The organism is Synechococcus sp. PCC 6716, from assembly GCF_022570815.1.
GTDB lineage: Bacteria > Cyanobacteriota > Cyanobacteriia > Thermosynechococcales > Thermosynechococcaceae > Thermosynechococcus > Thermosynechococcus lividus.
The window spans coordinates 1-24,007 of record NZ_JAKLTU010000002.1 but is presented as its reverse complement, the minus strand read 5'-3'; the positions used below and the strand labels follow the sequence as shown (position 1 = coordinate 24,007).

General features: G+C 54.3%; 24 protein-coding genes and 1 other RNA gene. 16 read left to right on the top strand and 9 right to left on the bottom strand.

Translation table 11 applies throughout. The features are described 5' to 3' along the window. Positions 1 to 16: 16 nt before the first annotated feature. The gene (locus L5220_RS02970; RefSeq protein WP_448514654.1) at positions 17 to 1,324 is read right to left on the bottom strand and encodes an aminopeptidase P N-terminal domain-containing protein; all 1,308 of its coding nucleotides are present in this window, start codon (positions 1,322 to 1,324) and stop codon (positions 17 to 19) included. 806 nt (positions 1,325 to 2,130) lie between these two features. Between L5220_RS02970 and uvrB the strand changes: the two genes are divergently transcribed. The 8 genes from uvrB to L5220_RS02930 all read left to right on the top strand — a co-directional run bounded on the left by uvrB (position 2,131) and on the right by L5220_RS02930 (position 8,435). After that, positions 2,131 to 4,149 (top strand): excinuclease ABC subunit UvrB, encoded by a 2,019-nt coding sequence (uvrB, locus tag L5220_RS02965; protein ID WP_499571499.1) that lies wholly within the window; start codon positions 2,131 to 2,133, stop codon positions 4,147 to 4,149. Positions 4,150 to 4,299: 150 nt separating this feature from the next. Then, positions 4,300 to 4,809, top strand: a complete 510-nt coding sequence (apcB, locus tag L5220_RS02960) for an allophycocyanin subunit beta (RefSeq protein WP_099798794.1) — start codon at positions 4,300 to 4,302, stop codon at positions 4,807 to 4,809. Positions 4,810 to 4,896: 87 nt separating this feature from the next. Next, positions 4,897 to 5,376 (top strand): 2-C-methyl-D-erythritol 2,4-cyclodiphosphate synthase, encoded by a 480-nt coding sequence (ispF, locus tag L5220_RS02955; RefSeq protein WP_499571497.1) that lies wholly within the window; start codon positions 4,897 to 4,899, stop codon positions 5,374 to 5,376. A 67-nt stretch (positions 5,377 to 5,443) separates the two neighbouring features. Further along, a complete protein-coding gene (locus tag L5220_RS02950) occupies positions 5,444 to 6,325 on the top strand; it encodes a 3'(2'),5'-bisphosphate nucleotidase CysQ family protein (RefSeq protein ID WP_448514645.1) in 882 nt (293 codons plus the stop codon). A 23-nt stretch (positions 6,326 to 6,348) separates the two neighbouring features. Next, an RNA gene (ffs, locus tag L5220_RS02945) (signal recognition particle sRNA small type) lies at positions 6,349 to 6,445 on the top strand. Positions 6,446 to 6,467: 22 nt separating this feature from the next. Further along, a complete protein-coding gene (gene hisIE, locus L5220_RS02940) occupies positions 6,468 to 7,112 on the top strand; it encodes a bifunctional phosphoribosyl-AMP cyclohydrolase/phosphoribosyl-ATP diphosphatase HisIE (protein WP_099798792.1) in 645 nt (214 codons plus the stop codon). Between the two features lie 112 nt (positions 7,113 to 7,224). Further along, positions 7,225 to 7,569 carry a photosynthetic/respiratory NAD(P)H-quinone oxidoreductase subunit M gene (gene ndhM, locus L5220_RS02935; RefSeq protein ID WP_099798791.1) on the top strand — a complete coding sequence of 115 codons (345 nt, stop codon included), beginning with the start codon at positions 7,225 to 7,227 and terminating at the stop codon, positions 7,567 to 7,569. A gap of 2 nt (positions 7,570 to 7,571) precedes the next feature. Beyond that, a complete protein-coding gene (locus tag L5220_RS02930) occupies positions 7,572 to 8,435 on the top strand; it encodes a metal ABC transporter permease (RefSeq protein ID WP_499571495.1) in 864 nt (287 codons plus the stop codon). Here L5220_RS02930 and tsaD read toward each other — a convergent pair. Beyond that, on the bottom strand, positions 8,386 to 9,432 hold the full coding sequence (gene tsaD / locus L5220_RS02925; RefSeq protein WP_448527030.1) for a tRNA (adenosine(37)-N6)-threonylcarbamoyltransferase complex transferase subunit TsaD: 1,047 nt from the start codon (positions 9,430 to 9,432) through the stop codon (positions 8,386 to 8,388). The two genes, L5220_RS02930 and tsaD, sit on opposite strands and share 50 nt — an antisense overlap. Positions 9,433 to 9,585: 153 nt before the next feature. Here tsaD and L5220_RS02920 point away from each other — a divergent pair, with 153 nt between their 5' ends. Continuing rightward, on the top strand, positions 9,586 to 10,662 hold the full coding sequence (locus L5220_RS02920) for a Fe(3+) ABC transporter substrate-binding protein (RefSeq protein WP_499571492.1): 1,077 nt from the start codon (positions 9,586 to 9,588) through the stop codon (positions 10,660 to 10,662). A gap of 276 nt (positions 10,663 to 10,938) precedes the next feature. Continuing rightward, entirely contained in the window at positions 10,939 to 11,403 is a 465-nt protein-coding gene (locus L5220_RS02915) for a hypothetical protein (protein ID WP_499571490.1), read from the top strand. Positions 11,404 to 11,491: 88 nt separating this feature from the next. Here L5220_RS02915 and L5220_RS02910 read toward each other — a convergent pair whose 3' ends face one another. Beyond that, positions 11,492 to 11,854: a hypothetical protein gene (locus tag L5220_RS02910; protein WP_499571488.1), complete on the bottom strand. Its 363-nt coding sequence runs from the start codon at positions 11,852 to 11,854 to the stop codon at positions 11,492 to 11,494. A 64-nt stretch (positions 11,855 to 11,918) separates the two neighbouring features. Then, positions 11,919 to 13,700 (bottom strand): N-acetylmuramoyl-L-alanine amidase, encoded by a 1,782-nt coding sequence (locus tag L5220_RS02905; protein WP_499571486.1) that lies wholly within the window; start codon positions 13,698 to 13,700, stop codon positions 11,919 to 11,921. Between the two features lie 247 nt (positions 13,701 to 13,947). Between L5220_RS02905 and L5220_RS02900 the strand changes: the two genes are divergently transcribed. Continuing rightward, positions 13,948 to 14,475, top strand: a complete 528-nt coding sequence (locus tag L5220_RS02900) for a metal-binding protein (protein WP_448514949.1) — start codon at positions 13,948 to 13,950, stop codon at positions 14,473 to 14,475. Position 14,476: 1 nt separating this feature from the next. Here the strand turns inward: L5220_RS02900 and L5220_RS02895 are convergent, their stop codons facing one another. From L5220_RS02895 to L5220_RS02885, 3 genes are all read right to left on the bottom strand, one after another. Beyond that, complete coding sequence (locus L5220_RS02895; RefSeq protein WP_499571484.1) at positions 14,477 to 14,719, bottom strand: DUF6439 family protein; 243 nt, start codon at positions 14,717 to 14,719, stop codon at positions 14,477 to 14,479. 108 nt (positions 14,720 to 14,827) lie between these two features. Further along, positions 14,828 to 15,958: a bifunctional diaminohydroxyphosphoribosylaminopyrimidine deaminase/5-amino-6-(5-phosphoribosylamino)uracil reductase RibD gene (ribD, locus tag L5220_RS02890; protein WP_499571483.1), complete on the bottom strand. Its 1,131-nt coding sequence runs from the start codon at positions 15,956 to 15,958 to the stop codon at positions 14,828 to 14,830. Positions 15,959 to 15,983: 25 nt separating this feature from the next. Further along, positions 15,984 to 16,298: a DUF6679 family protein gene (locus L5220_RS02885; RefSeq protein WP_448514951.1), complete on the bottom strand. Its 315-nt coding sequence runs from the start codon at positions 16,296 to 16,298 to the stop codon at positions 15,984 to 15,986. A gap of 293 nt (positions 16,299 to 16,591) precedes the next feature. Here L5220_RS02885 and dnaK point away from each other — a divergent pair, with 293 nt between their 5' ends. The 4 genes from dnaK to L5220_RS02865 are packed head-to-tail and all read left to right on the top strand — an operon-like array spanning position 16,592 to position 21,296. Further along, positions 16,592 to 18,622, top strand: coding sequence for a molecular chaperone DnaK (gene dnaK / locus L5220_RS02880; RefSeq protein WP_499571481.1), 2,031 nt, complete (start codon positions 16,592 to 16,594; stop codon positions 18,620 to 18,622). Positions 18,623 to 18,644: 22 nt separating this feature from the next. After that, on the top strand, positions 18,645 to 19,619 hold the full coding sequence (locus tag L5220_RS02875) for a DnaJ C-terminal domain-containing protein (protein ID WP_448524678.1): 975 nt from the start codon (positions 18,645 to 18,647) through the stop codon (positions 19,617 to 19,619). Positions 19,620 to 19,627: 8 nt separating this feature from the next. Continuing rightward, on the top strand, positions 19,628 to 20,722 hold the full coding sequence (locus tag L5220_RS02870; RefSeq protein ID WP_499571479.1) for an acyl-CoA dehydrogenase family protein: 1,095 nt from the start codon (positions 19,628 to 19,630) through the stop codon (positions 20,720 to 20,722). A gap of 16 nt (positions 20,723 to 20,738) precedes the next feature. Next, a complete protein-coding gene (locus L5220_RS02865) occupies positions 20,739 to 21,296 on the top strand; it encodes a DNA-3-methyladenine glycosylase (protein ID WP_499571477.1) in 558 nt (185 codons plus the stop codon). Here the strand turns inward: L5220_RS02865 and L5220_RS02860 are convergent. Beyond that, a complete protein-coding gene (locus tag L5220_RS02860) occupies positions 21,287 to 22,975 on the bottom strand; it encodes a SulP family inorganic anion transporter (RefSeq protein ID WP_499571475.1) in 1,689 nt (562 codons plus the stop codon). The two genes, L5220_RS02865 and L5220_RS02860, sit on opposite strands and share 10 nt — an antisense overlap. A 465-nt stretch (positions 22,976 to 23,440) precedes the next feature. Beyond that, positions 23,441 to 23,848 (bottom strand): IS200/IS605 family transposase, encoded by a 408-nt coding sequence (tnpA, locus tag L5220_RS02855; RefSeq protein WP_499571473.1) that lies wholly within the window; start codon positions 23,846 to 23,848, stop codon positions 23,441 to 23,443. 79 nt (positions 23,849 to 23,927) lie between these two features. Here tnpA and L5220_RS02850 point away from each other — a divergent pair. Next, the coding region (locus L5220_RS02850) for a helix-turn-helix domain-containing protein (protein WP_499571718.1) at positions 23,928 to 24,007 on the top strand (80 nt) is incomplete at its 3' end.

Sequence of the window (24,007 nt, the reverse complement as noted above, 5' to 3'; positions counted from 1 at the left end):
ATTAAAAATCCACCACTTACTTGGGAACTGCGGCGGTCAGCACCTCGCAACCGGTTGTAGTCACAAGGACATCATCTTCAATACGCACCCCAATGCCCCGCCAGCGATCGTCAATGTCTGGCTGCCCCTCGGTAGGGGTAGCTTCAGGATGAATGTAGATCCCGGGTTCAACCGTCAGGACTTGGCCGGGTTGCAGGGTTACCCATGTCTCCTTGTTGTGTTTGTACAGCCCCACATCATGTACATCTAAGCCGAGCCAGTGACCGGTGCCGTGCATAAAAAAGGTGCGGTACGCTTGACTATTGGTCTCTTTCCCCTCATTGATCAAGGTGTCGATGTCGCCTTGCAGTAACCCTAGATCCACTAATCCTTCAACAATCACACGCACAGCAGCATCGTGGATGTGGTTGTAGGGATGGCCGGGTTTGACCTGGGCGATCGCCGCCTGTTGTGCCGCTAGAACAAGGTCATAAATCGCTTTTTGCTCCCCTGTGAACTGGCCGCTGACCGCAAAGGTGCGGGTGATGTCGGCATTGTAGTACTGGTAAGCACAGCCCGCATCAATCAATAGCAGATCTCCCGCCTGCATTTGCCGTTGATTTTCCGTGTAGTGCAAGACACAGGCATTGGCACCAGAGGCCACAATAGACGGGTAGGCGGCGCCATCCCCACCCCTGAGACGAAATATATGCTCAATCTCTGCTTGAATTTCGTACTCCCAGCGTCCGGGGGCGGCGATCTCGTTTGCCCGCTGGTGCGCTTCAACCGTGATGGCGATCGCCCGCCGCATTAACTCCAGCTCTGCTGGCGACTTAATTTGCCGCATGGGCGCAAGAATTAAGCTGGGGTCAGCAATAGCGCGTGGACCTGTTCCCCGTTTTGGCAGCGTCGCTAATAGGCGTTGATAGTGCTTGAGAATTTTCTGGTTAAACGCCTCGTGATGACCAAAGTGATAGTACAGCGTATCACCCGTTTCTAGATAGTGGCTTAGGTGCTGGTCTAGCTCCCCAATGGGATACACTGCATCTGCGCCCAACTGCTCTTTGGCTGCCTCAACCCCCAAGCGTGCGCCAGTCCAAATTTCTTGGCTAAGATCTTTCGGCTGCACAAAAAGAACATAGCGGTGCTCAGGGTGACTCGGGGCGAAAACTGCCACTGCCTCCGGTTCATTAAACCCCGTCAAATAGTAAAAATTACTTTCTTGGCGAAAGTTATAGTCCACATCATTGTGCATAATGGCACGGGGCGCACTACAAAAGACTGCTACACCAGTGCCCAGTTTTTCTAAAAACTGCTGCTGCCGCTGCCGATACTCTGCTTTCATGGCATTTCCGTAAGTGGACAGCATGGCGCGATCGCCCTGCCCCATCGTGAACGGTAGTGGTGGGGGCGGAGGGACTTGAACCCTCACGACTTGTTTAAGGTCAACGGATTTTCATCCTCCTGACGCTTTCGCGACCACCCCAAGGTGTTGAGGATTGGACTCTCCCTTTACCCGCGTAGAATGCCTACGGTGGGGTAGCTCCCGTCGAGTCTCTGCACCTTCCGCGTTCATCGATAATCGCCGTACTGACAGAGCCTGCCAAACAAGCGATCGCCCCTGATGAACTCGGCTTGGCTCAGGATTGCCATATTTGCCAAGGGCAAACGTAGGTTTCCCTGAGTTTGAGAGCAGTCACTTAATAGATTTCTCTACTAAGGCTCAATTTCTTAAGTCCGCAGCGTCTACCATTCCGCCACGCCCCCTTAAGTACCGTTAATATACCACCTTGAGCAAAGGGGATGCAATTTGCAGCCCCCCAAGAAATTGGCATCTAGCCACGCAGCGCTGCCCAACGATTGATTAGCTGTTCGATACAGCCCCCATTTGGCTCATTTTCCAGAGGGGTTCCAGCCGTTGGGTTTTTCACTGTAGTTAGGCACCTCATCCCCATCCAGAAAACTTGCCTGAGAGCTATAGGCCTCGCCAACCTCAAAAAACTGGCGGCTCTCCCGTTAGTGCGGTGATAATTTTTACTAATTAGATAAAGCAAACTAACAAACTTTTCCAAAAATTGTTGAAATTTACAAAGCTAGGGGAATTTTCGGCGATTGAGTTAAGGTATGAGCTAGAGAGTAAAAGCATCATCCATGCAAACTGCACTGTTTCGTCTCCATGCCCCCTTTGAACCGACCGGTGATCAACCCCAAGCCATTCGCAAACTGGTGGCGGGGGTTCAGGCAGGGCATCGCTTTCAAACTCTTTTGGGGGCAACGGGTACCGGCAAAACCTACACCATTGCCCGAGTCATTGAGGAGATTGGCCGCCCCACTCTAGTCCTAGCCCATAACAAAACCCTTGCCGCCCAGTTATGCAACGAGTTGCGGTCGTTTTTCCCGGAGAATGCCGTCGAGTACTTCATCTCCTACTACGACTACTACCAGCCGGAAGCCTATCTCCCCGTCACCGATACCTACATTGAAAAAAGTGCCTCCATTAACGAAGAAATTGATATGCTGCGGCACTCCGCCACCCGTTCCCTGTTTGAACGGCGGGATGTTATCGTCGTTGCCTCTATTAGCTGTATCTATGGCTTAGGGATTCCTGCTGAGTACCTCAAAGCAGCCGTGACCCTAGAAGTCGGTATCGAGACGGATCTGCGGCAACTGTTGCGGCAGTTGGCTACGATTCAGTACAGCCGCAATGATGTGGAATTGGGGCGAGGGCGCTTCCGGGTGAAAGGGGACGTGCTAGAAATTGGCCCAGCCTATGAAGATCGGATAATTCGGGTGGAATTTTTTGGCGATGATATTGAGGCCATCCGCTATGTTGACCCGCTGACGGGGGAAACGCTGCAAAGTGTCGATCGCCTGAGCATTTATCCGGCCAAGCACTTTGTCACGCCCAAAGAACGCCTTGAGGCGGCCTGTGACGCTATCAGGGAGGAACTAAAGGCTCAGGTGGCCTATTTGGAATCGCAAAATAAGCTGCTGGAGGCGCAGCGGCTGGAGCAGCGCACTCGCTATGACCTAGAAATGCTTCAGGAGGTGGGCTACTGCAATGGGGTGGAAAATTACTCGCGCCACCTTGCTGGACGCCAAGCTGGGGAGCCACCGGAGTGTTTACTAGATTATTTCCCTGAGGACTGGTTACTGGTGGTGGATGAGTCCCACGTGACTGTTCCTCAAATTCGCGGCATGTTTAACGGTGACCAAGCTCGCAAAAAGGTGCTGATTGACCATGGCTTTCGCCTCCCTAGCGCTGCGGATAACCGTCCCCTCAAGGCGGACGAGTTTTGGGGCAAGGTGAACCAGTGTATTTTTGTCTCTGCTACCCCTGGGGATTGGGAGCTGGCGGTGTCTGACGGTCGGGTTATTGAGCAGATTATTCGCCCCACAGGAGTAGTGGATCCAGAAATCTTTGTCCGTCCTACCCAAGGTCAGGTGGATGACCTCTACGGCGAAATTCGTGAGCGCTGCGATCGCCACGAGCGGGTCTTGGTGACCACCCTGACAAAGCGGATGGCCGAAGATCTCACAGAGTATTTTCAGGAGCGCCACGTGCGGGTGCGCTATCTCCACTCGGAAATTAATGCCATCGAGCGCATTGAAATTCTCGAAGCCCTCCGCCAAGGGGACTTTGATGTGCTTATTGGCGTGAACCTGCTGCGGGAAGGCTTAGACTTGCCCGAAGTCTCCCTCGTGGCCATTCTCGATGCCGATAAGGAAGGATTCCTGCGGGCGGAGCGATCGCTGATTCAAACCATTGGCCGCGCCGCTCGCCATGTGCGGGGTCAAGCAATACTCTACGCCGACACCTTAACCAACAGTATGCAAAAGGCCATTCAGGAAACGGAACGCCGCCGCCGCATTCAACTAGCCTATAACCAAGCCCACGGCATTACCCCCCAACCCATTCTCAAGAAAACCAGCAACGCGATTTTGGCGTTTCTGGATGTCTCGCGCCGTCTGCACGCTGAGCCAGTCCCAGTCATTCCCAGCCAGGATTTGGCAGCACTTAGCTTAGAGGATATCCCGCAAATTATCCAAGATCTCGAAGCCAAAATGAAAGCGGCTGCCCACGAGCTGGCCTTTGAAGAGGCCGCCCGCTATCGGGATCAGATTAAACGCCTGCGCGATCGCCTCGTCGGACACTCGTCAAATTATTAACTTTTGTAATAGTTCGCAACAGTCCGTAAACGGAGGCGAAGGCGGGGAATCCCTTGCATGGTAAGCTAAGTACGATTTTAGATCCGCGCAATTTAGGCTGGCGTTAGGGTTGACGCTAGTTTTTACCAGTTCTAGGAGTAAGAAAAACCTATGCGTGATGCCGTCACCACACTGATCAAAAACTATGACTCCACCGGTCGCTACCTCGATCGCAATGCTGTTGACAGTCTGCGCTCCTACTTTAACTCAGGTTCGGTACGGGTCAAGGCGGCGGCAGTGATCAATGCAAATGCTGCTGCCATCGTCAAGGAAGCGGGTTCAGCCCTGTTTGCAGAGCAACCGGAACTGATTCAACCCGGGGGCAATGCCTACACCACCCGTCGCTACGCCACCTGTTTGCGGGATATGGACTACTACCTCCGCTATGCCACCTATGCCTTGGTAGCAGGAGATGTGGATGTGCTGAATGAGCGCGTCCTCGAAGGGCTGCGGGAAACCTATAACTCCCTAGGCGTGCCCATCGGTCCAACGGTGCGCGGCATTCAAATTATGAAGGAAATTGTGCGCGATCGCGTTGCCGCGGCAGGGATTGAAGAGACCAGTGTTGTGGAGCAACCCTTTGACTATATGTGTCGGCAACTCAGCGAAGTCAATATCTAATTCAATCCCTGTCGGATTCTGCAACAATAAAGGGCGATAGTTCAGTTTTAGCACGCTGGGCGATCGCTCTTTTGAGATGTTTGCAGTATGAATATTCGCATTGGTAACGGCTACGATATTCACCAACTCGTGACAGGACGACCCCTCATTTTGGGAGGGGTGGAACTGGAACATTCCCTTGGCCTATTGGGGCACAGCGATGCCGATGTGCTGACCCACGCCATTATGGACGCGCTGCTAGGTGCCCTAAGCCTCGGTGATATTGGGCATTATTTTCCCCCCAGCGATCCCCAGTGGGCTGGCGCAGATAGCCAAGTGCTGCTCAAGAACGTGGCCGAGCTCATCTACAGCCGTGGTTGGCAGGTGGGCAACATTGATGCCGTGGTGGTGGCAGAGCGGCCCAAACTTAAACCCTACCTAGCACAAATGCGCGATCGCCTTGCAGCAACCCTCGGCATTACGGGCGATCAGATTAGTATTAAAGCAACAACCAACGAAAAACTTGGCCCTGTGGGTCGAGAGGAAGGTATTGCTGCCTACGCAGTGGCACTGCTGCAACAGCGATAGAGGCAGCGATAGTCACCCGACCTCAGGGAAACCTACGGCATACTGAGGGGGACACTGAAACTGAACTATGACCTCAACACCTCCGGTAACCCCCAGTCAAATTTGGCAAATTAACCAACTGCTGCGGCAAGCGGGACAGCGGGCACGCCAACTCGCTCAGCAGCCCTTTGATGTCATTGAAAAAGGGCGACAGGATTTTGCCACCAGCATTGATCGGTTTTTAGATCGCCTCCTCAGCCAAAAATTCCGCACATGGTTTCCAGAGGATGGCATCATTAGCGAAGAAAATGCTGACTCCCAAGCGGTCTTTCAGGAACGCAAGGCTCGCTATTGGCTCATCGACCCCCTAGATGGCACCGACGATCTGATTCACCATCGCCATGGCTACTCCCTGATGGTGGGGCTATTGGAGCACTACACACCCGTGGCAGGCTGGATCTATGCTCCCAATCAAGATCACCTTTACTACGGTGGCAAAGATTGGGGACTGTTACAAATGAGCAGCGGTGGACCGCCGGTACCCCTCCTGCCAATTTGTCCACCCCCCCCTACCCAGAGCTATTGCCCAGTGATGATTGGTTATCGCGACTACCGCACCTACGGTGACGCCATTCATGGCTTGCTCCCCGAAGTTCAGTTTCAGTTTTTGGGCAGTTTTGGTCTTAAGGTCATTGAAGTCATTTTAGGGCGGGCAGGACTGTACCTGTACCTGAATCAGCGGGTGAAACTCTGGGATACAACGGCTCCGTTGGCCTTGGCTACCGCCGCAGGGCTGGTGTGTACCGATTTGGCCGGCAACCCCCTCCGCTTTGATGCCGATGCCTTGCAGGGACAAACCCTTGCCCACCAGCAGCCGATTCTAATTGGTTGGCCTGAGTACATTGCCGCGTTGCGATCGCCCCTAGTGGACGCCATTACCGCAGTGCAGCGGGGAGTCGGCCAAGGCTAGCGCGCTGTGGTAGGATAGTAAATGGCTCGGAATCATGCGATCGCAACGCCTAAACCTTGTCAGGTCCGGAAGGAAGCAGCAATACAGGATGCTTGTGGTAGGCGTGATCTCCGGGTCATCCTGTGACTGCTATGAATCCTCCATGAGTGCTCCTGCCTTTAGTCTCCCCCTTGATCAGATTGCGTACGATGAGCGGGGGTTAGTGCCAGCAATTGTCCAAGACTATTTAGACGGCACAGTGCTCATGATGGCATGGATGAATCGTGAATCGTTGCAAAAAACCCTAGAAACTGGGCGGACATGGTTTTGGAGCCGCTCGCGTCAGGAACTCTGGCCAAAGGGAGAAACCTCCGGTCATGTGCAGTGGCTCAAAAGTATTCGCTATGACTGCGATAGTGATGCCCTACTCCTGAGTGTGCAGCAAGTTGGGCGCATTGCCTGCCACACTGGTGAGCGCAGTTGCTTTCACCGTCACGGTGCCTTGGGCGAACAGATTGAACCACCCCCTGCTGATACGCTGTCCCAATTGTACGATGTCATTTGTCAGCGGCGCGATCGCCCCCAGCCAGACTCCTACACCTGTAGCTTGTTTGCCGCAGGAGATAATAAAATCCTCAAAAAACTGGGGGAAGAAACCGTTGAGGTGGTTATGGCCTGTAAAGAGGATGACCCCGAGGCGATCGCTGCTGAAGCGGCTGATTTGTTTTATCACCTGCTTGTGGCCCTAGCTCACCATAAGGTTCCCCTGCACCAAGTCTATGAGCAGTTGCAACTCCGTCGCCGCTAGAGCGCTTAATATTACTCCTTTTTGGGAGAACCATCAAATTTTCTAAAGAAGCGTTCAAGCAGTTCTTGGTATAGTGAGAGGTATTGCCGCTACTGCACTCAGCTTCTACCCTATGCTACTCAAGTCAACCACACGCCACATTCACCTCTACGCCGGTTACGTCCTTGATGGCGAGGTGCACCCCGACACAGAAACCTTGACCCTCAATGTCGATCCAGATAACGAACTGGAATGGAATGATGCGGCTCTTGCTAAAGTAGAAGCCAAGTTTCAGGAACTCGTGGCCAATGCCGCCGGCGAAGAGTTAACCGAGTACAATCTGCGGCGGATTGGTTCCGACCTAGAGCACTTTGTGCGTGCCCTGCTGATGCAAGGGGAGGTGGCCTATAACCTCAATAGCCGCGTGCGCAACTACAGCCTCGGCATTCCCCGTGTGGCTGGCTCCCCAGCCCCATAGCCATGGTGGCCTTACAAGCCATATTTGAGCGGGTGATTGATCTGTTCCAATTACCCTTCATGCAGCGAGCACTCTTGGGCGGGATCTTTACCGGAGCGATGGGGGGTGCCCTCGGTAGCTTTACAATTTTGCGGCAGTTATCGTTTTTTAGCGATGCCCTTGGGCATTCCGCCTTACTGGGGATTAGCTTAGGCGTGGTCTTCGGTATCAATCCATCGCTGGTTCTGCTGCCCTTTGCTGTTATTTTTGCGTTGGTCGTCACCTATCTTTTAGAGCGCACTCGCCTGTGGACTGATGCACTGCTCAATATTATCTATTCCGCTTCCCTTGCCTTAGCCATTCTGCTCCTAACGTTTGCCGATCGCTATCGCGGTGGTCTGAACAACTTACTGTTTGGGGATATTCTGGCGGTGCAACAACAGGATTTAATGTTGAGCGGGTTCCTTTGCGGCATTGTCTGCCTCTTTGTGATCTTGACTCTGCGGGTGCAGCTATTAATTACGGTGAATGAAACCTTGGCGGTGGCACGGGGGGTGGCTGTGCGCCTACAACGATTGCTATTTATTACTCTGTTGGCGTTGGTGGTGGCAGTCTCTATTAAAACCGTAGGGGTACTGCTCATTAGTGCCTTTGTTGTTATTCCTGCCTGTGGTGCGCGGCTGTGGACGCAGCAGTTCGCCTACTATGTGCTCTTGGCGAGCGCAGTGGGTGTGGGCACGGCGATCGCTGGCATCCTGATGTCCGCTGCGTTTAATTTGCCTTCGGGGCCGAGTATTGTGGCCTGTCAACTCGGCTTCTTTTTACTGTCAATGCTGGTTAGCGCCCGTACAACTGCCCAAGCTCCAGTAAACTCAGGCGAGACTTAGCCCCTAAGCTCAGGGGCGATCGCTCCCCTTGCCGCACATGATCCGCCGCCGCACAACCAATCATGGCGGCATTGTCGGTACACAGGCGCAAGGGTGGAAAAATAAGGCGGATTCCCAAGGGGGTGGCCGCAGCGGTTAAGTGCTGCCGCAGTCCGGAGTTCGCTGCCACCCCACCGCCAATTGCCAGGGTTGTGAATCCATGATCCACCGCAGCGGCGATCGCCCGCTTCGTCAGGGCGTGGGCAACTGCTTTCTGAAAACTAGCAGCAATATCCGCCACCGGTAAGTTATCACCATGGGTGTCGCGCAGTTGGCTCACCAGTCGCGCCACCGCTGTTTTCAGGCCACTAAAACTAGAATCGTAGGGGTGAACCTTGCCATTGGCTAAGGAAATATTCCCCTCCGGTAGCGTAAAGGCATCGGGATTACCGCTCTGTGCCAAGCGATCCATCATAGGCCCACCGGGGTACCCTAACCCCAGCAGCCGGGCAACCTTGTCATAGGCCTCACCAGCCGCATCATCGCGGGTTTGACCAAACAGTTGGTACTGACCACAGCCATAGACCCCAATCAGACTAGTGTGCCCCCCCGACACCAGCAAACATAAAAAGGGTGGCTCGAGGGTCGGTTCCGCCAAGTAGGAGGCGTACAGGTGCCCCTCGAGGTGGTGAATCCCCACTAGGGGTTTGTGGTGCACCATGGCAAGGGTTTTAGCGGCCGTAACCCCAATGAGTAATGACCCCACTAGCCCGGGGGCGCAGGTAACAGCAATAGCATCAATAGCGGCCCAGTCGCAGTGGGCTTCAGCCATGGCAGTGGCAATGACTCCATTAATGTTTTGCAAATGAGCACGGGATGCCACCTCAGGCACAACGCCGCCAAAGGGTTCATGGGCGCTGATTTGCGAGGCAATCACATTACTTTCAATGTGGCGATCGCGCACGACAGCGGCAGCCGTTTCATCACAACTGGTTTCAATGGCAAGGATGCAAACCATCAGAAATCTTAGGCAGTGTAGAACACGGTATTCTGAACATTCCCCATCATAGACGCTCGGCGCTTGTGTCACATACTTGCTAATAACTTGCAAAAAGGCAGATCCTCAGACTACAATGGCCTTCAGTTTTATTTTTAGGAGAAATTCTCAACTATGGACAAAATTGCCCGCCGTGCATTACTAGGGATGGGAGCGGGGGCAGCAGCTTACCTTGCTCACCATGCGCTAAATCAAGGCTCTGAGTCTAGCATGGCACAGGAGCGTTTGGCACAGGCAGGTCGTGTCATTAACGTCTATTCAGCGCGGCACTATGATACTGACAAAGCCCTGTACAACGGCTTTACGCAGCAAACGGGTATCCGTGTCAACCTCATCGAAGCTGAAGCCGATGCCCTAATCGAGCGGATTCGCAGTGAAGGGAGTCGCAGCCCAGCGGATGTCCTAATTACCGTTGATGCCGGACGTTTGTGGCGTGCTCAACAAGCGGGTATTTTGCAACCGGTTCAGTCGCGCACATTGACGAGTGTTGTCCCAGCCAACCTTCGAGAGCCACAAGGGCATTGGTTTGGGTTGTCACGGCGGGTGCGAGTACTCATCTACAACAAATCAAAGGTCAACCCTAGCCAGCTCTCAACCTATGAGGATCTGGCTAATGCGCGATGGCGCGGCCAAGTCCTCACCCGCACCTCCACCAATGTCTATAGTCAGTCCCTGACGGGGTCACTCTTGGCCATTCATGGTGCCCCAAAAACAGAGCAGTGGGCACGGGGCTTAGTCCAGAACTTTGCACGGTCACCGCAAGGCAATGATACGGATCAAATTCGTGCCTGTGCTGCCGGAGTGGGCAGTGTGGCAATTGCAAACCACTACTATTTGGCTCGCTTAATAGCCTCTAATAAACCAGAAGATCAAGAAGTCGCCAATAAAGTTGCCCTATTTTTCCCAAATCAGCGGAATCGTGGTGCCCACGTCAATATCTGTGGAGCTGGGGTAGTGGCTGGTGCCCCCAACCGTCAAGCAGCCATTCAATTTCTAGAATACTTGGTTAGCCCTAAAGCCCAAGAAATGTTTGCGATGGCTAACTATGAGTATCCGGTACGTTCTGGGGTACCACTCCACCCCATAATTCAACGGTTCGGTAATTTCCGTGGCCAAAATGTGAACGCCGCAGTGTTCGGGCGAAATAATGCCGAAGCACTACGGATCATGGATCGCGCTGGTTGGCGATAGCTGTAGTTGCTACCGATCATCGGCACAATCCGCAGGCTGGGAGATTAGGTATCCCCCAGCTTTTTTTGACTCTACCTGCACTCAAAGTGCAACGATCAAAGTGTAACGATATGAGCAGTGGTGCATCTTCCCAAGATGCTAAGAAAGCGGCACAGTACTACCGCGTTTGCCATAGTGGCAACTTTAGAATAAACCTAAGCAAAAATGATTAAAGCCTAGCAGCCCGTCTAGGAGTCCTCACTGTTGCCGAAGTTAGACCTGTCTGGAGAGTAACCGATGAGAATAAGATTTGCCCCACTGGTGGCCGTGGTGATGTTGGCGGCAGTTGTAGCTCCGGCCACTGCCCAAAGCCGTCGCCAACCTGTGAACCCGCAGATGTATCCGGTGACCCGTCCTACGCTTCCCCAAGCTTTTGAGCGCATTGATGGAACTCAAAACTATTGGGTGGATGAGTCGATCGCTGGGGATGCCATGTTTGTGTTTGGCACGCCAACCTACCGCGATAATGACATCATCAATCGGGGTCGCCGCATTCACTATGTCTCTAATGATGCGTGGTATCAGCAGTCTAATGCCCCTGCAATTCGTACCCGTGACTTGGATAGTCCTTTCTGTACATCGATGTATGGCACTCCCTATCCCTGTAATTTAGCGGTAGAAACGCCATTACCGCCGCCACAGCCTATCTTCTTTGCACCACCCCCGCCGATGCCAGCACCACCGGTGCGCGCACTCTACTAGTCGGCTGAATCTTCACCCTATGAACGGATAGATTGAGAACCCCCACCAGTTATTTTATGGGGGTTTTGCATTGCTCTGCAGCGACCCGCTAGCCCAGTTGATTGAGGGGAGGAAGGCCACGCATTTGCCGCAGAGCGTTTAGACACAGGGGGCAGTCACAACCAAACAGCGCGATCGCCGCGTTACTTTCCTCCTCGCTAAACTCCAGAACTGCTGGGGGCATCCCATTGGCATTTCCACTAGCCTGCACCACGGTCGCCTCTGTCCCTAAACGAGTGCAAACTAATTGAAATTTCTGATGGGGATTGGGGCGACAGCCATTAACGTCTGGAGCGGGTACAGGAATCGGTGTGGCGAACTCTGCCCGAGCCGGACTTACCGCAGCCATGAACGTAAATATCGACCCCAGCAGGGTCGGACTAACCATTAGAGCTAAGCGCAGAAAAGACATAGTGACCTCACAAACCTGAATTGATCAATTTTTGTCCACAGTCAATGGGTTCCTTGCTGCTAGTTTAACGTCCTTGGAGAAAGTTAAGAATCCCGCGGGCGATCGCCTGCGCCATTTGGGTACGCCATGCGGGATTACTGAGGTTAGCGGCATCTTCAGCACCAGTCACAAAGCCCGTTTCCACAAGAGCTGCATCCATGGAGGTATTGCGAATCACGTAAAAGCGGGCAGCCCTGACGCCGCGATCGCGCACATTGAGAGAACTAAGGATACTATTTTGAATGGCGGCGGCTAAGCGACTCGACTTCCCGGGGGCGTAGTAGGTCTCCAGACCATTCACATCGGGGCGCGCCATGCTGATGGCATTGGCATGGATACTGACAAAGGCGTTTGCCCGTGCCTGCTCTGCCATACTCACGCGGGGGGCAAGCTCTAGGTCAATGTCACTGGTGCGGGTGAGGATCACCTGAACTCCCTGTTGTTGTAGGAATCGAGCCACCTGTTGGCTAATGTCTATGACAATATCTTTCTCGCGAATGCCGCCAATCCCAATAGCACCGGGATCGCTACCGCCATGGCCAGGATCAATCACGACCACGTAGCGACCCCGAGGAACAGGCTGGCTGGGAAATTGGCTCGTGGGGGTGGGGGGCACTTGAATGGGCGTGGTGGCACTGGGTAGTGGTTCCCCTACCCCCTGAAGTTGGACGATAAAGGATTCGGCAGAGAGTGCCCGCGGGCCAAGGATACGGAAGTTGGGCGCGGGGGTCAGCAAAATCGTAACGGTCTGGTTGTCTTCTTGGCGTACCTGAATGTCACTCAGGGGGCTGCCAGGCACTAAGCGTGGTTCGCGGATATTGCCTAACTGTGCTTGGCGCAGGCGAATGCGATAGCTGTTGCCCTCCCAGCCCACACTATAGAAGACGGTGCGATCGCCTTGGATCAGTAACTCTCGTCCCCCTAAATCAATTCGTTGAATCGTTGTAAGGGGCGTTTGGGCAGTGGCAGCGGGTATTGCGCTAGGGCGGGAGGGGGTTGGCGGGCTAATCGCAGTGGTGGTGGGGCTAATGACAAACCCATCGTTGCGGGAAGTGATTTGCCAGTCCCCGTCCTGAGGGTTAATCTCCAGAGTGATCAGGACTTGCCGACCCTGGGGGCGAATTTCGGCACGGACGCGATCGCGACCAAAGCGGCGCAGTTCTAAGCGGCGCGGGTTAAAGTTGCGGATCAGTTCACTATTGCTGAGCAAAATTTCAATGCGATTACGGCGAGGACGGCGGAGTGTATAGCTGCCATCCGGCAAGGGGCGATCGGTCATCACCATAAAGCCAGTGGCATCGCTTTGCCAACTGCGTACCTGTAGGGGGGTTGCCGTCCTTGGTGAGGGTGCCGTCGGCGTAGGCGCAGGTGCTGGAGGTGTGCTGGTTTGCTGTTGGGGTTGGGGGAGTTGGACTAACCAGTTATTGGCAGCTACCCCACGAAAGCGCACCTGCTGCGGATCGATCGTATAGCCTGCGGCGTACTCCACGACGATGCGGGTCGTTTGGGGGTCAAACTGCGCCACCCGAACCTGACGGATGGCACCGCTATAGTTTTGGCTGACCTGGGGGCTGCCGAGCACCACCCCGGGCAAATCAATCACCAAACGAGTCGGGTTATAAACTAGCTCCGCCCGCGGCTGCACCGCTCGCTCTGTGCGAATCTCCAGTTGGTTAGTGGTGGGGTTGAGTCGCCATAGGTATAAGCGGCTGGCCATGGCGGGTTGGCAGATCACAACAGCGGCTGCGGTACCGCACAATGTGCTCCACACGGTTTGAGATTGCCAGAAACGCCACTGTTGCTCCATTCACATCACTCCACCAACGAGGCACAACAACACTCTTGTTTGACTGACTGCGCTGCTAGATGAAACCTGCTTAGCGTACTCGAATAGGGACAGGCCTGTGAACTGGCACACCCTGCGATTAGATTTGCGCAGTTGCCCCTTTGCAGATTCAAATTTCAGCGTAGTTCCTCTAAGTTGACTTAGACGTATTCCGCGAGCGATGAGTTCGTCAACTGCATTGACCGCCTCTGGCCTCCGTAGTTCCCTTATGATTGATGCTGTAGGAATTCCCATGCCCAGTGGCCGCACCCACGATCGCCTGACTTGGATAGCCATGCCTGTGATTGGGTTTGGAGTGAGTGCACTCGCCAACGATTGGCGCTGGGGGGCGATCGCCAGCAGTAGTTTTGGGGTGGGGGGCTTTTTACTTAGCCCAGACCTAGATACCGCCTCTTTACCCTACTATCGCTGGGGTATCCTACGGGGAATATGGCACCCCTACCAAACGCTGTTTCGCCACCGTTCCGTTTGGACCCACGGCCCCATCCTTGGCACCCTAATTCGTTTGGTTTACTTAGGGCTATGGTTCGGGCTAGGAATCACCCTCTTGGCGTTGGGAATCTATGTAACGGGTCACCTTGCCAATTGTTTAAGTCTGGTGAAGCCGCTGCTGGCAGGGATCCCACGCCAAGACTGGCGCCTTTTTGGGGCGATCGCCCTCGGTTTAGAACTCTCTGCTCTGCTGCATATCGGCAGTGATACGGTGGTCTCCCAGTGGCGGCGGTGGCAACGCTAGCTTAGCGATGATGGGTAGGGCACGGCGGTGCGCTAATCGACCGATCCAGCCAACCCACTGCCTGCTGCAAGTGGGCGATCGCTTCGGTCTCCTCGTCCTTGAGCAAATAGACCAGCCCCGCTGCCACCTGTTCTAGGGCACGGGCACGGCGGTTGTTTTTCAAACGGTGCCAGTCTTCGGGAGTAATTTTGAGCGCCTCGAGCAAGGCAGTGGCCAATTCTTGGGCACTAGGTTTGGGTGTCATAGGCAAGTCCTGACAGAATCGACGCTACGTTGATGGACGCTCGCAATCATCCTTTGAACCTAAACCTAGGTTGCAGCAATGATTTGCATGAGCAGGCTTGGTCAACGGCTATGGTGCAGCAGGTTTTGGGAGGTAGCCACTCACCAGAATATCTTGCCCCACTGTTTGCCATGTTACCTCCTCGAGGCAGAGTGCCTCACTCATTTTCTGAAAACCCAAATCTGCCACAGGTACTGGGGCACTGGTACCACCAATGATTTTCGGAGCAATAAACGCCCAGATTTTTTGCACCATCCCCTCGGCGATCGCTGCTGCGGCTAAGGAACCACCGCACTCCCACAGCACAGTCATTATCCCGCGGTTGTACAACTCCTTCATCAGCGTTGTTGGGGTGAGCACTGGCCGGCAAACCACCTCAACCCCACAAGCCTGTAAGTGCGGCACTAGGGGATGATCCGCTGGAGCCGTAGTAACAACTAGGGTAGGCGCAGCATCCGTTTGCCACAGGTAGGCATCTAGGGGGAGATCCAGATGACGGCTCATCACCACCCGCAGCGGCGTATGGGGATGGCGGGAGGTGAGGTGGGGGTTATCCCGCCGTACGGTATTGCCGCCAACGATGATGGCATCACATTCAGCACGCAGTTGGTGCACCATGGCTCGCGCGGCTTCCCCACTAATCCAAGTACTATGGCCAGCACTGGAGGCAATTTTGCCGTCAAGGGTCATGGCGTACTTGAGAATACCAAAGGGGTGCGCGTTACGCACCCGATGTACAAAGGCTTCATTGAGCCGTTGACAGGCCGCTTCACACACCCCCACTGTCACCGCAATCCCCGCAGCCCGTAGGCGCTCAATCCCAGATCCGGCCACCCGTGGATCGGGGTCAATCATCCCCACCACCACCCGGGGAATGCCTGCGGCAATAATCGCCTCGGTGCAGGGAGGGGTGCGGCCATAATGATTGCACGGCTCTAGGTTCACGTAGAGGGTGGCCTCCGTCAGTAAGGGGCGATCGCCGGCTGCCACACTCCGCAGTGCAAACACCTCAGCATGGGGTTCCCCCGCTTTGGGGTGAAATCCTTCACCAATAATTCGCTGCGCTGCCACAATTACACAGCCCACCAACGGATTGGGGGAGGTGTGCCCCCGCGCCTGCTCGGCCAGTTGCAGGCACCGCTCCATGTAGAGGGCATCGGTAACAGTGGCATCAGCCAAGGGGACAGAATCGCAGCGCATAGATCAAGGGCAGCCTTGGGACACGCTAGCGTTCGTGTTCTGTTTCCGACGACTGCTTGGGCAATTGCTCCGCCTCCGGGCACTCCTCCGCCACCGCCAGTTCAGCATATCCCCGTGGAACCGCCGCTAAGCGACGGGAAATAGAACCAATACTCTCGATATTGACAATTTCCTCCCATGCACATACTTCATCCTCTTCGTCAGTTTCGTAGCGAATGGTTACGACATTGCCCTCAATATCGACAATCCGCGCCCGATCAATGAGGCGTTGTTGATCCCGCAAGTAAATCCAGACTTCTTGGCCATCGGTGTAGAGTTGATAAAGCTTGCGGTGTAGCATAGGGTGATCTCCTTCTCGGAATTAGGCTTAGCAACAGTTCGTTATGCTTGCGCTGAAACCTCTTGCCTGCCATCTTAACCCCAGAGTTGGCAGCAAACAGCAATAGGCTAAGGAATTTTGACCACGAGGGACGACTCAGGTGTAGCGGTGGCAGAGCGCAAAGCGGGGGCAAGGGGCGATTCTGACCCTCTTGAGTAGATCTCGTACAATCGAAGAAGCGTAACAAAGGGTAAATAATCCGCTACCATAACGCTATTCATTTATTCTAACCAGTGCGGAGTCGTTCAAACGGCATGGGCAAAATTGTTGGCATTGATCTGGGAACAACCAATTCCGTCGTTGCTGTACTGGAAGGGGGAAAACCCGTTGTGATTGCCAATGCGGAAGGATCCCGTACCACTCCCTCCGTGGTCGCCTTTGCTAAGGATAATGAGCGTCTGGTGGGGCAATTAGCGCGGCGGCAGGCGGTGCTCAACCCCCAAAATACGTTTTATGGGGTGAAGCGATTCATTGGCCGTGACTATGCTGAACTGAGCCAAGAATTGAAGCGGGTGCCCTACACTATCCGGCGGGATGAATCGGGTAAAGTGCGCATCAAGTGTCCGCGGCTGCAAAAAGAGTTTGCACCGGAGGAAATTTCTGCCATGGTGCTGCGCAAGCTCGTGGAGGATGCCAGTCGCTACCTAGGCGAGCCAGTTACCGATGCGGTCATCACGGTACCGGCCTATTTTAATGATTCGCAGCGCCAAGCGACTCGTGATGCGGGGCGAATTGCGGGCTTGAATGTGCGCCGCATTATCAATGAACCCACGGCAGCAGCACTGGCCTACGGGTTAGATCGCCAGAAGGAGCAAACCATTTTAGTGTTTGACCTTGGGGGTGGCACCTTTGATGTGTCCATTCTGGATGTTGGCGATGGGGTGTTTGAAGTTAAGGCCACCAGTGGTGATTCCCAACTGGGGGGGAACGATTTTGATAAGTTAATTGTGGATTGGCTCGCGGAAGAGTTCTTAGCTCAGGAAGGAATTGATCTGCGGCGCGATCGCCAGTCGTTGCAACGGCTCACCGATGCTGCTGAAAAAGCAAAAATTGAGCTATCGGGGCTGCAAGAAACGAGTATCGATCTTCCCTTTGTCACCGCTACTGCTGAGGGGCCTAAACATATTGAAACAACCCTGAGTCGCCGCCAGTTTGAAAGCTTGAGCCAAGAGTTGCTCAAGCGCCTGCGCTTTCCTGTAGAGCAAGCCCTGCGGGATGCGCTCCTCACCCCCTCTCAGATTGATGCGGTGGTACTGGTGGGTGGGGCAACGCGGATGCCCATGGTACAGGAGCTGGTTCGTCAGATGATTGGCCGTGAACCCAGCCAAAATGTTAACCCTGACGAGGTCGTGGCGGTGGGAGCCGCTATTCAGGCGGGGATTTTGGCCGGGGATATGAAGGATATTCTGCTGTTGGATGTGACCCCGCTCTCGTTAGGGGTGGAAACCATTGGCGGTGTCACCAAGGTGTTGATTCCGCGTAATACCACGATTCCGGTACGCCGTTCCGATATTTTCTCGACCTCTGAAAATAATCAAAGCCAAGTAGAAATTCATGTGGTTCAGGGCGAGCGCGAACTGGCAGAGCACAATAAGTCTCTGGGGCGCTTTAAGTTGACCGGGATTCCCCCTGCGCCGCGCGGTGTGCCACAAATTCAGGTGTCTTTTGACCTCGATGCCAATGGTCTGTTGCAGGTGGTGGCGTTGGATCGCTTTAGTGGCCGCGAGCAGAGCGTGGTGATTCAGGGGGCGTCGACCTTGGCAGAGGACGAGGTTCAGCAAATGCTTTTGGATGCGGAGGCCAATGCCGCCGGCGATCGCCAACGCCGCGATCGCGTGCAGAAGCGCAACCGTGCTCAGGATCTCATTAACCGTGCCGAGCGTCAGCTTCGCGAAGCCGCCCAAGAGTTTGGGTATCAGTTTGCGGCCAATCAGCGGCGCACCATTGAAGCCTTGGTGCGGCAACTGCAAGAGGGGATCCGCAATGATGACGATCGCCAGATTGATCTCACCTATGCTGCACTTGAGGAGCGCTTGTACGACTTTGTCCGTGAACTGCGCCTCAGTGAAGAGGAGGCTGAAGACGAGGAAGACCTGTTTAAGCTGCCGAACCTCAAAGAGGCTGTGAACAAAGGCTTAGAGGCTGTGCGTGGGCGCGATCGCCGCCGTGAATTGGAGGACACCGATGAGGACTGGAATCAACCGAGCCGCAGCAGCCGTCGCCGCAGCTACGAACAGCGGGGTGACTCAGCGGCATGGGATGATTGGGATGATGACGACTGGTAGAAAGAGACAAGTAGGAACCTAGATGCGTAATTTTCGAGATTACTACCAGCTTTTGGGAGTGGATCGGAGCGCCAGTAGCGATGAAATTAAGCGGGCTTACCGTCGCCTTGCACGGCGGTACCATCCAGACATGAACCCGGGCGATCGCGCTGCCGAAGAAAAATTCAAAGACATTAGCGAAGCCTACCAAGTGCTCAGCGACCCAGCTCGCCGCGAGCACTACGATCGCTACGGCGAATATTGGTCACAGCCGGGGTTTCGCAGCCGTACCCCCCAACGGACGACAAACCGCCGTAATGGCACGAGCCTCAGGGATGATCCTGACCTGAGTGAAGATAACTTTCAGGAATTTTTAGATCAACTCTTGGGACGGCGATCGCGCACCACGACCATCCCTGCGGATCCCCCACGTCGTTCCCCTACTATAGAAACAGATTATTTTCGACCTAGGACAGTGAAAACTGCCTATACTGCTGTGAGCCGCCGCGACGCTGAAGCCACCCTAGAAATTCCCCTAGAAAAAGCCTACGAAGGGGGACGAGAGCGCATTCGGCTGGGGGATGGCCGCTCCCTAGAAGTGACCCTGCCGCGGGCAATGATCACAGGCCAGCGGGTGCGGCTGCGCGGACAGGGGACCGGCGGCGGTGACCTCTACCTCAAAATTAATGTCACCCCGCATCCGTTGTTTCGCCTTGAGGGCTACGACATTGTGTGTGACTTGCCGGTGACCCCCAGTGAAGCGGCCTTGGGAGGTCAGGTAGAAGCCCCGACCCTCGATGGCTGGGTGAAAATGTCTATCCCGGCAGGGGTGCGCAATGGCCAACGCTTGCGGCTGGCGGGCAAAGGCTATCCCCGCCCCGATGGCGATCGCGGCGACCAACTGGTAGAAATTATCATTACTCTGCCTCCCCAATTGAGTGATGCTGAGCGAGAACTGTACCGTCAGCTTCACGCGATAGAATCGTACAATCCCCGTGCCCATTTGGCCTATCCCTAGCTCGACCAATGGACGAACCGGTTTTTGTTGATACGGCTCCAGAGGCCGCCCAGCCTCTTCTACAGGAGATTCTCACCTATCTGGAGACAGAGGTTGCCCCCAATGCCAATCGGATAGATCAGCAAAAATCGTTGCTCTCCAGTGCCTTGCAAGCCCTAGCAGAGTTAGGAATTTTCCGGTTAGCTCCCCCAGAAGCCGTTGGTGGATTGGGATGCCCTCCCTCCATTCTTTGGCATTTAGCACTCAAGCTTGGCGAGGCCTCCGGTGCCCTTGCCTTTTTAGTTTCGCAGCACCAAACTGCCCTCAGTATTATTCTGGAGCACCCGAATAGCAGCGTTGCCCAAGCCTACTGCAGTGATTTGATGTTGGGCAAAACCTTGATTGGCGTAGGCTTTTCTCACCTGCGCCACAACCATGTGGACTTGAAAGCCCGATCGCTGCCACAGGGCTACCTTTTGAAAGGCAACATTCCTTGGCTAAGCGGCTTTCAGCACATGACGATGGTGGTCGTTGCAGCGGAACTTCCCGGTGAACAGACGTTATTTGCTCTGTTGCCCCTGATGAATGCCCAACAGTCCAGCGGCGGCATTTTGCATTTAACCCTGCCGTTACCCTTGGCAGCTGTGCCCTCAACCCAAACCGTACAAGCAGAGGTTATTGACTGGTTCGTTCCGCCTGACGATGTGGTCGGCATCGGTGACCCTAACTGGATTGAGCAGCGAGACAACCAAAAATTGCTCAGAGGCAGTGCCGCGCCCCTCGGTTGTGCCCGCGCCAGTTTGCAGGTTCTCGCCACTCTTCCTCAGTCTGCGGAGTTGTATGCTTGCCTGTGGGATCGCTGGCAATTCCTTTACACCACCATTCAGCAGGAGTTAGGGCAACTAAATCCGCCTTACCATGCAAAACTGCGGGCAAAGGCGGTACAATTGACGGTTCGTGCTGCCCAAGCGGCCATGATTACGACTGGGGGAAGTGCCGTGCTGCTGAACCATACGGTGCAGCGATTGTACCGCGAAGCCATGCTTTACATGGTGACGGGTTTAAACAACAACCTGCGCGATGCGTTGCTGGCGGAGTTACTTGTGGAGGAGCGTTGTTTGTAAACCGGAGTTTCCAAAGGTGGCGATCGCCCTTGATCCGGAGTGGTTTGCCCGGCCAGCCCCAGAGGTAGCCCCTGATCTCATTGGTTGCCTGTTAGTACGGCGGCACCCCAATGGCCAGATGTACCGTGGGCGCATTGTAGAAACAGAAGCCTATATGGCGGGAGATCCCGCTTGCCATGGCTATCGTCGCCAAACCCCTCGCAATGCCCCCATGTTTGCTGCCGCGGGTACGATCTACGTTTACCAAATCTACGGGGTTCATCACTGCCTCAATATTGTGAGCGATCGCCCCCAAGTGGCCAGTGCGGTACTGATTCGCGCCCTTGAGATGATCACCCCCACCTTAGCTGCGCGCAGTGCGGCTGGCCCTGGCAAGCTGTGTCATCTGTTAGCCATTGATCGGCAGTTGTCTGGCACCGTACTTGGGGAGGCTACTGGCCTGTGGATTGAGCCACCTCCCCAAGCGGTGGTGGGCACCGTTGTACAAACCCGCCGTATTGGCATTTCCCAAGGACAAGAGATCCCGTGGCGGTGGTACTTGCAAGGGAATGCAGCGGTTTCTCGCTATTCGTAGCTACCGGTGGAGGCCTCCAGCACTTGCTCCGGTTGCTCCAAGAACAGAATGGCCTTCTCTAGAGCCTGCTGGCGATCGCTCACCACATGATCCGCAGGTAAGCGATCTAAAATTCGGAATCGCTCAAGACGCTGTTGAACTTTTGCCGAACCACTCACTACAAAAATAGCTAACCGATGTTTTTGCGCCTCTTCGATGAGGGATTCAATGGCGAGGGTGGCGGTGACCCCCAACAGGGGCACACTACTCACGTCAAGGATGAGCACCTTATAGTCCGCCATAATCGCCTGACGTTGGGAGATCGCCCACGCCGACCCAAAGCTCATCGGCCCCCCTAAATGCAATAGCAGCAATTGCCCCTTGCCTTGGCGAAAGAGCTCCTTCTCCTCAGGGGTCAGGGGCGTTTGATCATCCGCATGGGTAATGGCTTTCACCTCTTCCGACTGCAGATCCGCCAGCCGCTTGATGGTCAACATATTGGCAATAAACACCCCTACACCCACCGCCACAATCAAATCCACAAAGACCGTTAGGAGCATCACACCATACATAATGAAGGCGGCTCGCAGCGAAAGGACATGCGCCCGTTTGAGGAAATTCCAATCAATGATGTCAATCCCCACCTTGATCAAAATCCCAGCCAACACCGCATTAGGGATAGGAGCGGTCAAGGGGGCTGCCCACAGAACCACCATCAACAAAATGACAGCGTGGATCATGCCTGAGAGACAGGTGCGGCCACCCGCTTGAATATTCACTACGGTTCCCATGGTTGCCCCAGCTCCGGGTAACCCACCAAACAGCCCTGAAACGAGGTTGCCAATGCCTTGGCCAATGAGTTCCTTATCGGAATCATGCTGCGTGCGGGTAATGCTATCGGCAATCACTGAGGTTAACAGCGAGTCAATACAGCCGAGCATCCCCAGCATGGCAGCATCCACCAGCATGGTTTTCAGCATAGGCAAAGAAAACGTGGGGAGTACAAACTCCGGTAAACCCGTGGGAATTTTGCCAATGCGCGCCAACCCAGCATCAGCAAAAAACAGCATCGATAGCAGCGTCCCCAGCACTAACGCCAGCAGTTGAGGGGGCACCAAGCGTCGTAGCTGCTGTGGTGTAAAGTAAATCAGGGCTAGGGTGAAGAGGCCGAGAGTGAACGCTGCTGGGTTCATGGTCTGAATAAAGTCCGGCAGGTTCTGCACGGCTCCTAGCACGCCCCCTTTACTCGTGTGCCCTAGCAGCGGCCCAATTTGCAACAAAATCATGATCAGGCCAATTCCGGACATGAAGCCGGAAATGACAGTGTAGGGCATCATGGTGATGTATTTACCAAGGCGGAGTAGGCCAAATAAAATTTGAAACCCCCCAGCCAGCATCACCACCGTAAAGGCCATGGCCAACCCTTGCTCCGGGTACTCACTCGTCAGGCGGGTAATCACCGCTGTAATCACCACCGTCATTGGCCCCGTTGGGTTTGAAATCAGGGTGGGAGTACCGCCAAATAAAGCGGCAAAGAATCCCAGAAATACGACACAGTACAGACCGGCTGTTGCCCCTGCTCCAGAGGTCACCCCAAAGGCTAGAGCCATTGGCAGTGCCACAATGGCAGCGGTGAGGCCACCAAACAGATCGCCCCGCCAATATCTGAAATGCACTCGATTAATTACGTTTGCCAGCATTCCTGCCCCTTTTGTTGACTAGATGTTGACTCGCTAATGTAGAGATTTTTCATCGCTGTGGGCTTATGAATCAACCTCGTGATCGCTCTGCGGTATTTGACAATTTTTCATAATTTATGGCTATGATAATCAAATATTTAATTGGGATAATTCTATGCTTTGATGGGCACAATCTGTCTAGATGGGGAAGAAAGTTTTTTTTGGTGTTGCTGAATGTGGCTATGAATTGCCCTCATCCCCAACCCTTCTCCTTGGGGAGAAGGGAGCTAAGAGTCTTGTTCCCTCTCCCAAAGGAAAGGGCTAGGGTGAGGGCGGCAAAAGACTCAAACCCGAAAATCATACGTCTATTCAGCAACGCGGTTTTTTTCTTATAGAAAATGGAGGGCACGGGAACCAGATAAACCCCCTTCCTTCAGGTCGGGGATACAGAATGGTTCCCGCGCCGCTGCAAAGCGGCAGAGTTGATCAACCCTGGCACTCCTCGATATAGCGCTTAACGGTTTGAGCCGACACATTGCCACAGGTTCCCCAATAAAACGACCTGGCCCAAAGCGGATCTTTTTGGTAGAGCTGCTTCAGCCAGGGAACCTCCATCCTAAGATGCCGTGAACTGTAGCCTTTCAGGATGTTCACGACTTGAGACGCTGACATTCTGGGCGGGAATGATGCAAAAACGTGAACGTGGTCTATCAGGGTGCGGTCAATCTCAATGTCATTGTTCGCCGCCGCCTCTCGGATATACCGCTTCGTGGCCTCAATGATCGCCTCATCTCGAAAGATTTTGCGCCGCTTAAAGGGTATCCAGACAAAGTGGTGCCCTGATTGATACTTGGCGTGGCGCGTTGACTTGACCTGTATATCATCTTGCCTCATAGCGGTTAAACCCTTGCCCTGCATATTGCCGGTAACTGCACACCTATAGTATAGTTTTTAGGACGGACGCACTACAGTCATGCTGATTAACAAAGCCTACAAATTTCGCATCTACCCGAATCAGGAACAGGAGCAATGCTTTGCTCACCACWGATCGGA

What these genes read in the sequence shown, in the direction of transcription:
- tnpA (WP_499571473.1), bottom strand. Translation starts at nt 23,848, where the DNA reads ATGAGGCAAGATGATATACAGGTCAAGTCAACGCGCCACGCCAAGTAT.
- L5220_RS02885 (WP_448514951.1), bottom strand. Translation starts at nt 16,298, where the DNA reads ATGCTACACCGCAAGCTTTATCAACTCTACACCGATGGCCAAGAAGTC.
- L5220_RS02895 (WP_499571484.1), bottom strand. Translation starts at nt 14,719, where the DNA reads ATGACACCCAAACCTAGTGCCCAAGAATTGGCCACTGCCTTGCTCGAG.
- L5220_RS02920 (WP_499571492.1), top strand. Translation starts at nt 9,586, where the DNA reads ATGGACAAAATTGCCCGCCGTGCATTACTAGGGATGGGAGCGGGGGCA.
- L5220_RS02970 (WP_448514654.1), bottom strand. Translation starts at nt 1,324, where the DNA reads ATGAAAGCAGAGTATCGGCAGCGGCAGCAGCAGTTTTTAGAAAAACTG.
- L5220_RS02860 (WP_499571475.1), bottom strand. Translation starts at nt 22,975, where the DNA reads ATGCTGGCAAACGTAATTAATCGAGTGCATTTCAGATATTGGCGGGGC.
- L5220_RS02875 (WP_448524678.1), top strand. Translation starts at nt 18,645, where the DNA reads ATGCGTAATTTTCGAGATTACTACCAGCTTTTGGGAGTGGATCGGAGC.
- L5220_RS02870 (WP_499571479.1), top strand. Translation starts at nt 19,628, where the DNA reads ATGGACGAACCGGTTTTTGTTGATACGGCTCCAGAGGCCGCCCAGCCT.
- L5220_RS02905 (WP_499571486.1), bottom strand. Translation starts at nt 13,700, where the DNA reads ATGGAGCAACAGTGGCGTTTCTGGCAATCTCAAACCGTGTGGAGCACA.
- L5220_RS02930 (WP_499571495.1), top strand. Translation starts at nt 7,572, where the DNA reads ATGGTGGCCTTACAAGCCATATTTGAGCGGGTGATTGATCTGTTCCAA.
- dnaK (WP_499571481.1), top strand. Translation starts at nt 16,592, where the DNA reads ATGGGCAAAATTGTTGGCATTGATCTGGGAACAACCAATTCCGTCGTT.
- ndhM (WP_099798791.1), top strand. Translation starts at nt 7,225, where the DNA reads ATGCTACTCAAGTCAACCACACGCCACATTCACCTCTACGCCGGTTAC.
- L5220_RS02900 (WP_448514949.1), top strand. Translation starts at nt 13,948, where the DNA reads ATGATTGATGCTGTAGGAATTCCCATGCCCAGTGGCCGCACCCACGAT.
- uvrB (WP_499571499.1), top strand. Translation starts at nt 2,131, where the DNA reads ATGCAAACTGCACTGTTTCGTCTCCATGCCCCCTTTGAACCGACCGGT.
- apcB (WP_099798794.1), top strand. Translation starts at nt 4,300, where the DNA reads ATGCGTGATGCCGTCACCACACTGATCAAAAACTATGACTCCACCGGT.
- tsaD (WP_448527030.1), bottom strand. Translation starts at nt 9,432, where the DNA reads ATGGTTTGCATCCTTGCCATTGAAACCAGTTGTGATGAAACGGCTGCC.
- L5220_RS02915 (WP_499571490.1), top strand. Translation starts at nt 10,939, where the DNA reads ATGAGAATAAGATTTGCCCCACTGGTGGCCGTGGTGATGTTGGCGGCA.
- L5220_RS02950 (WP_448514645.1), top strand. Translation starts at nt 5,444, where the DNA reads ATGACCTCAACACCTCCGGTAACCCCCAGTCAAATTTGGCAAATTAAC.
- ribD (WP_499571483.1), bottom strand. Translation starts at nt 15,958, where the DNA reads ATGCGCTGCGATTCTGTCCCCTTGGCTGATGCCACTGTTACCGATGCC.
- ispF (WP_499571497.1), top strand. Translation starts at nt 4,897, where the DNA reads ATGAATATTCGCATTGGTAACGGCTACGATATTCACCAACTCGTGACA.
- L5220_RS02910 (WP_499571488.1), bottom strand. Translation starts at nt 11,854, where the DNA reads ATGTCTTTTCTGCGCTTAGCTCTAATGGTTAGTCCGACCCTGCTGGGG.
- hisIE (WP_099798792.1), top strand. Translation starts at nt 6,468, where the DNA reads ATGAGTGCTCCTGCCTTTAGTCTCCCCCTTGATCAGATTGCGTACGAT.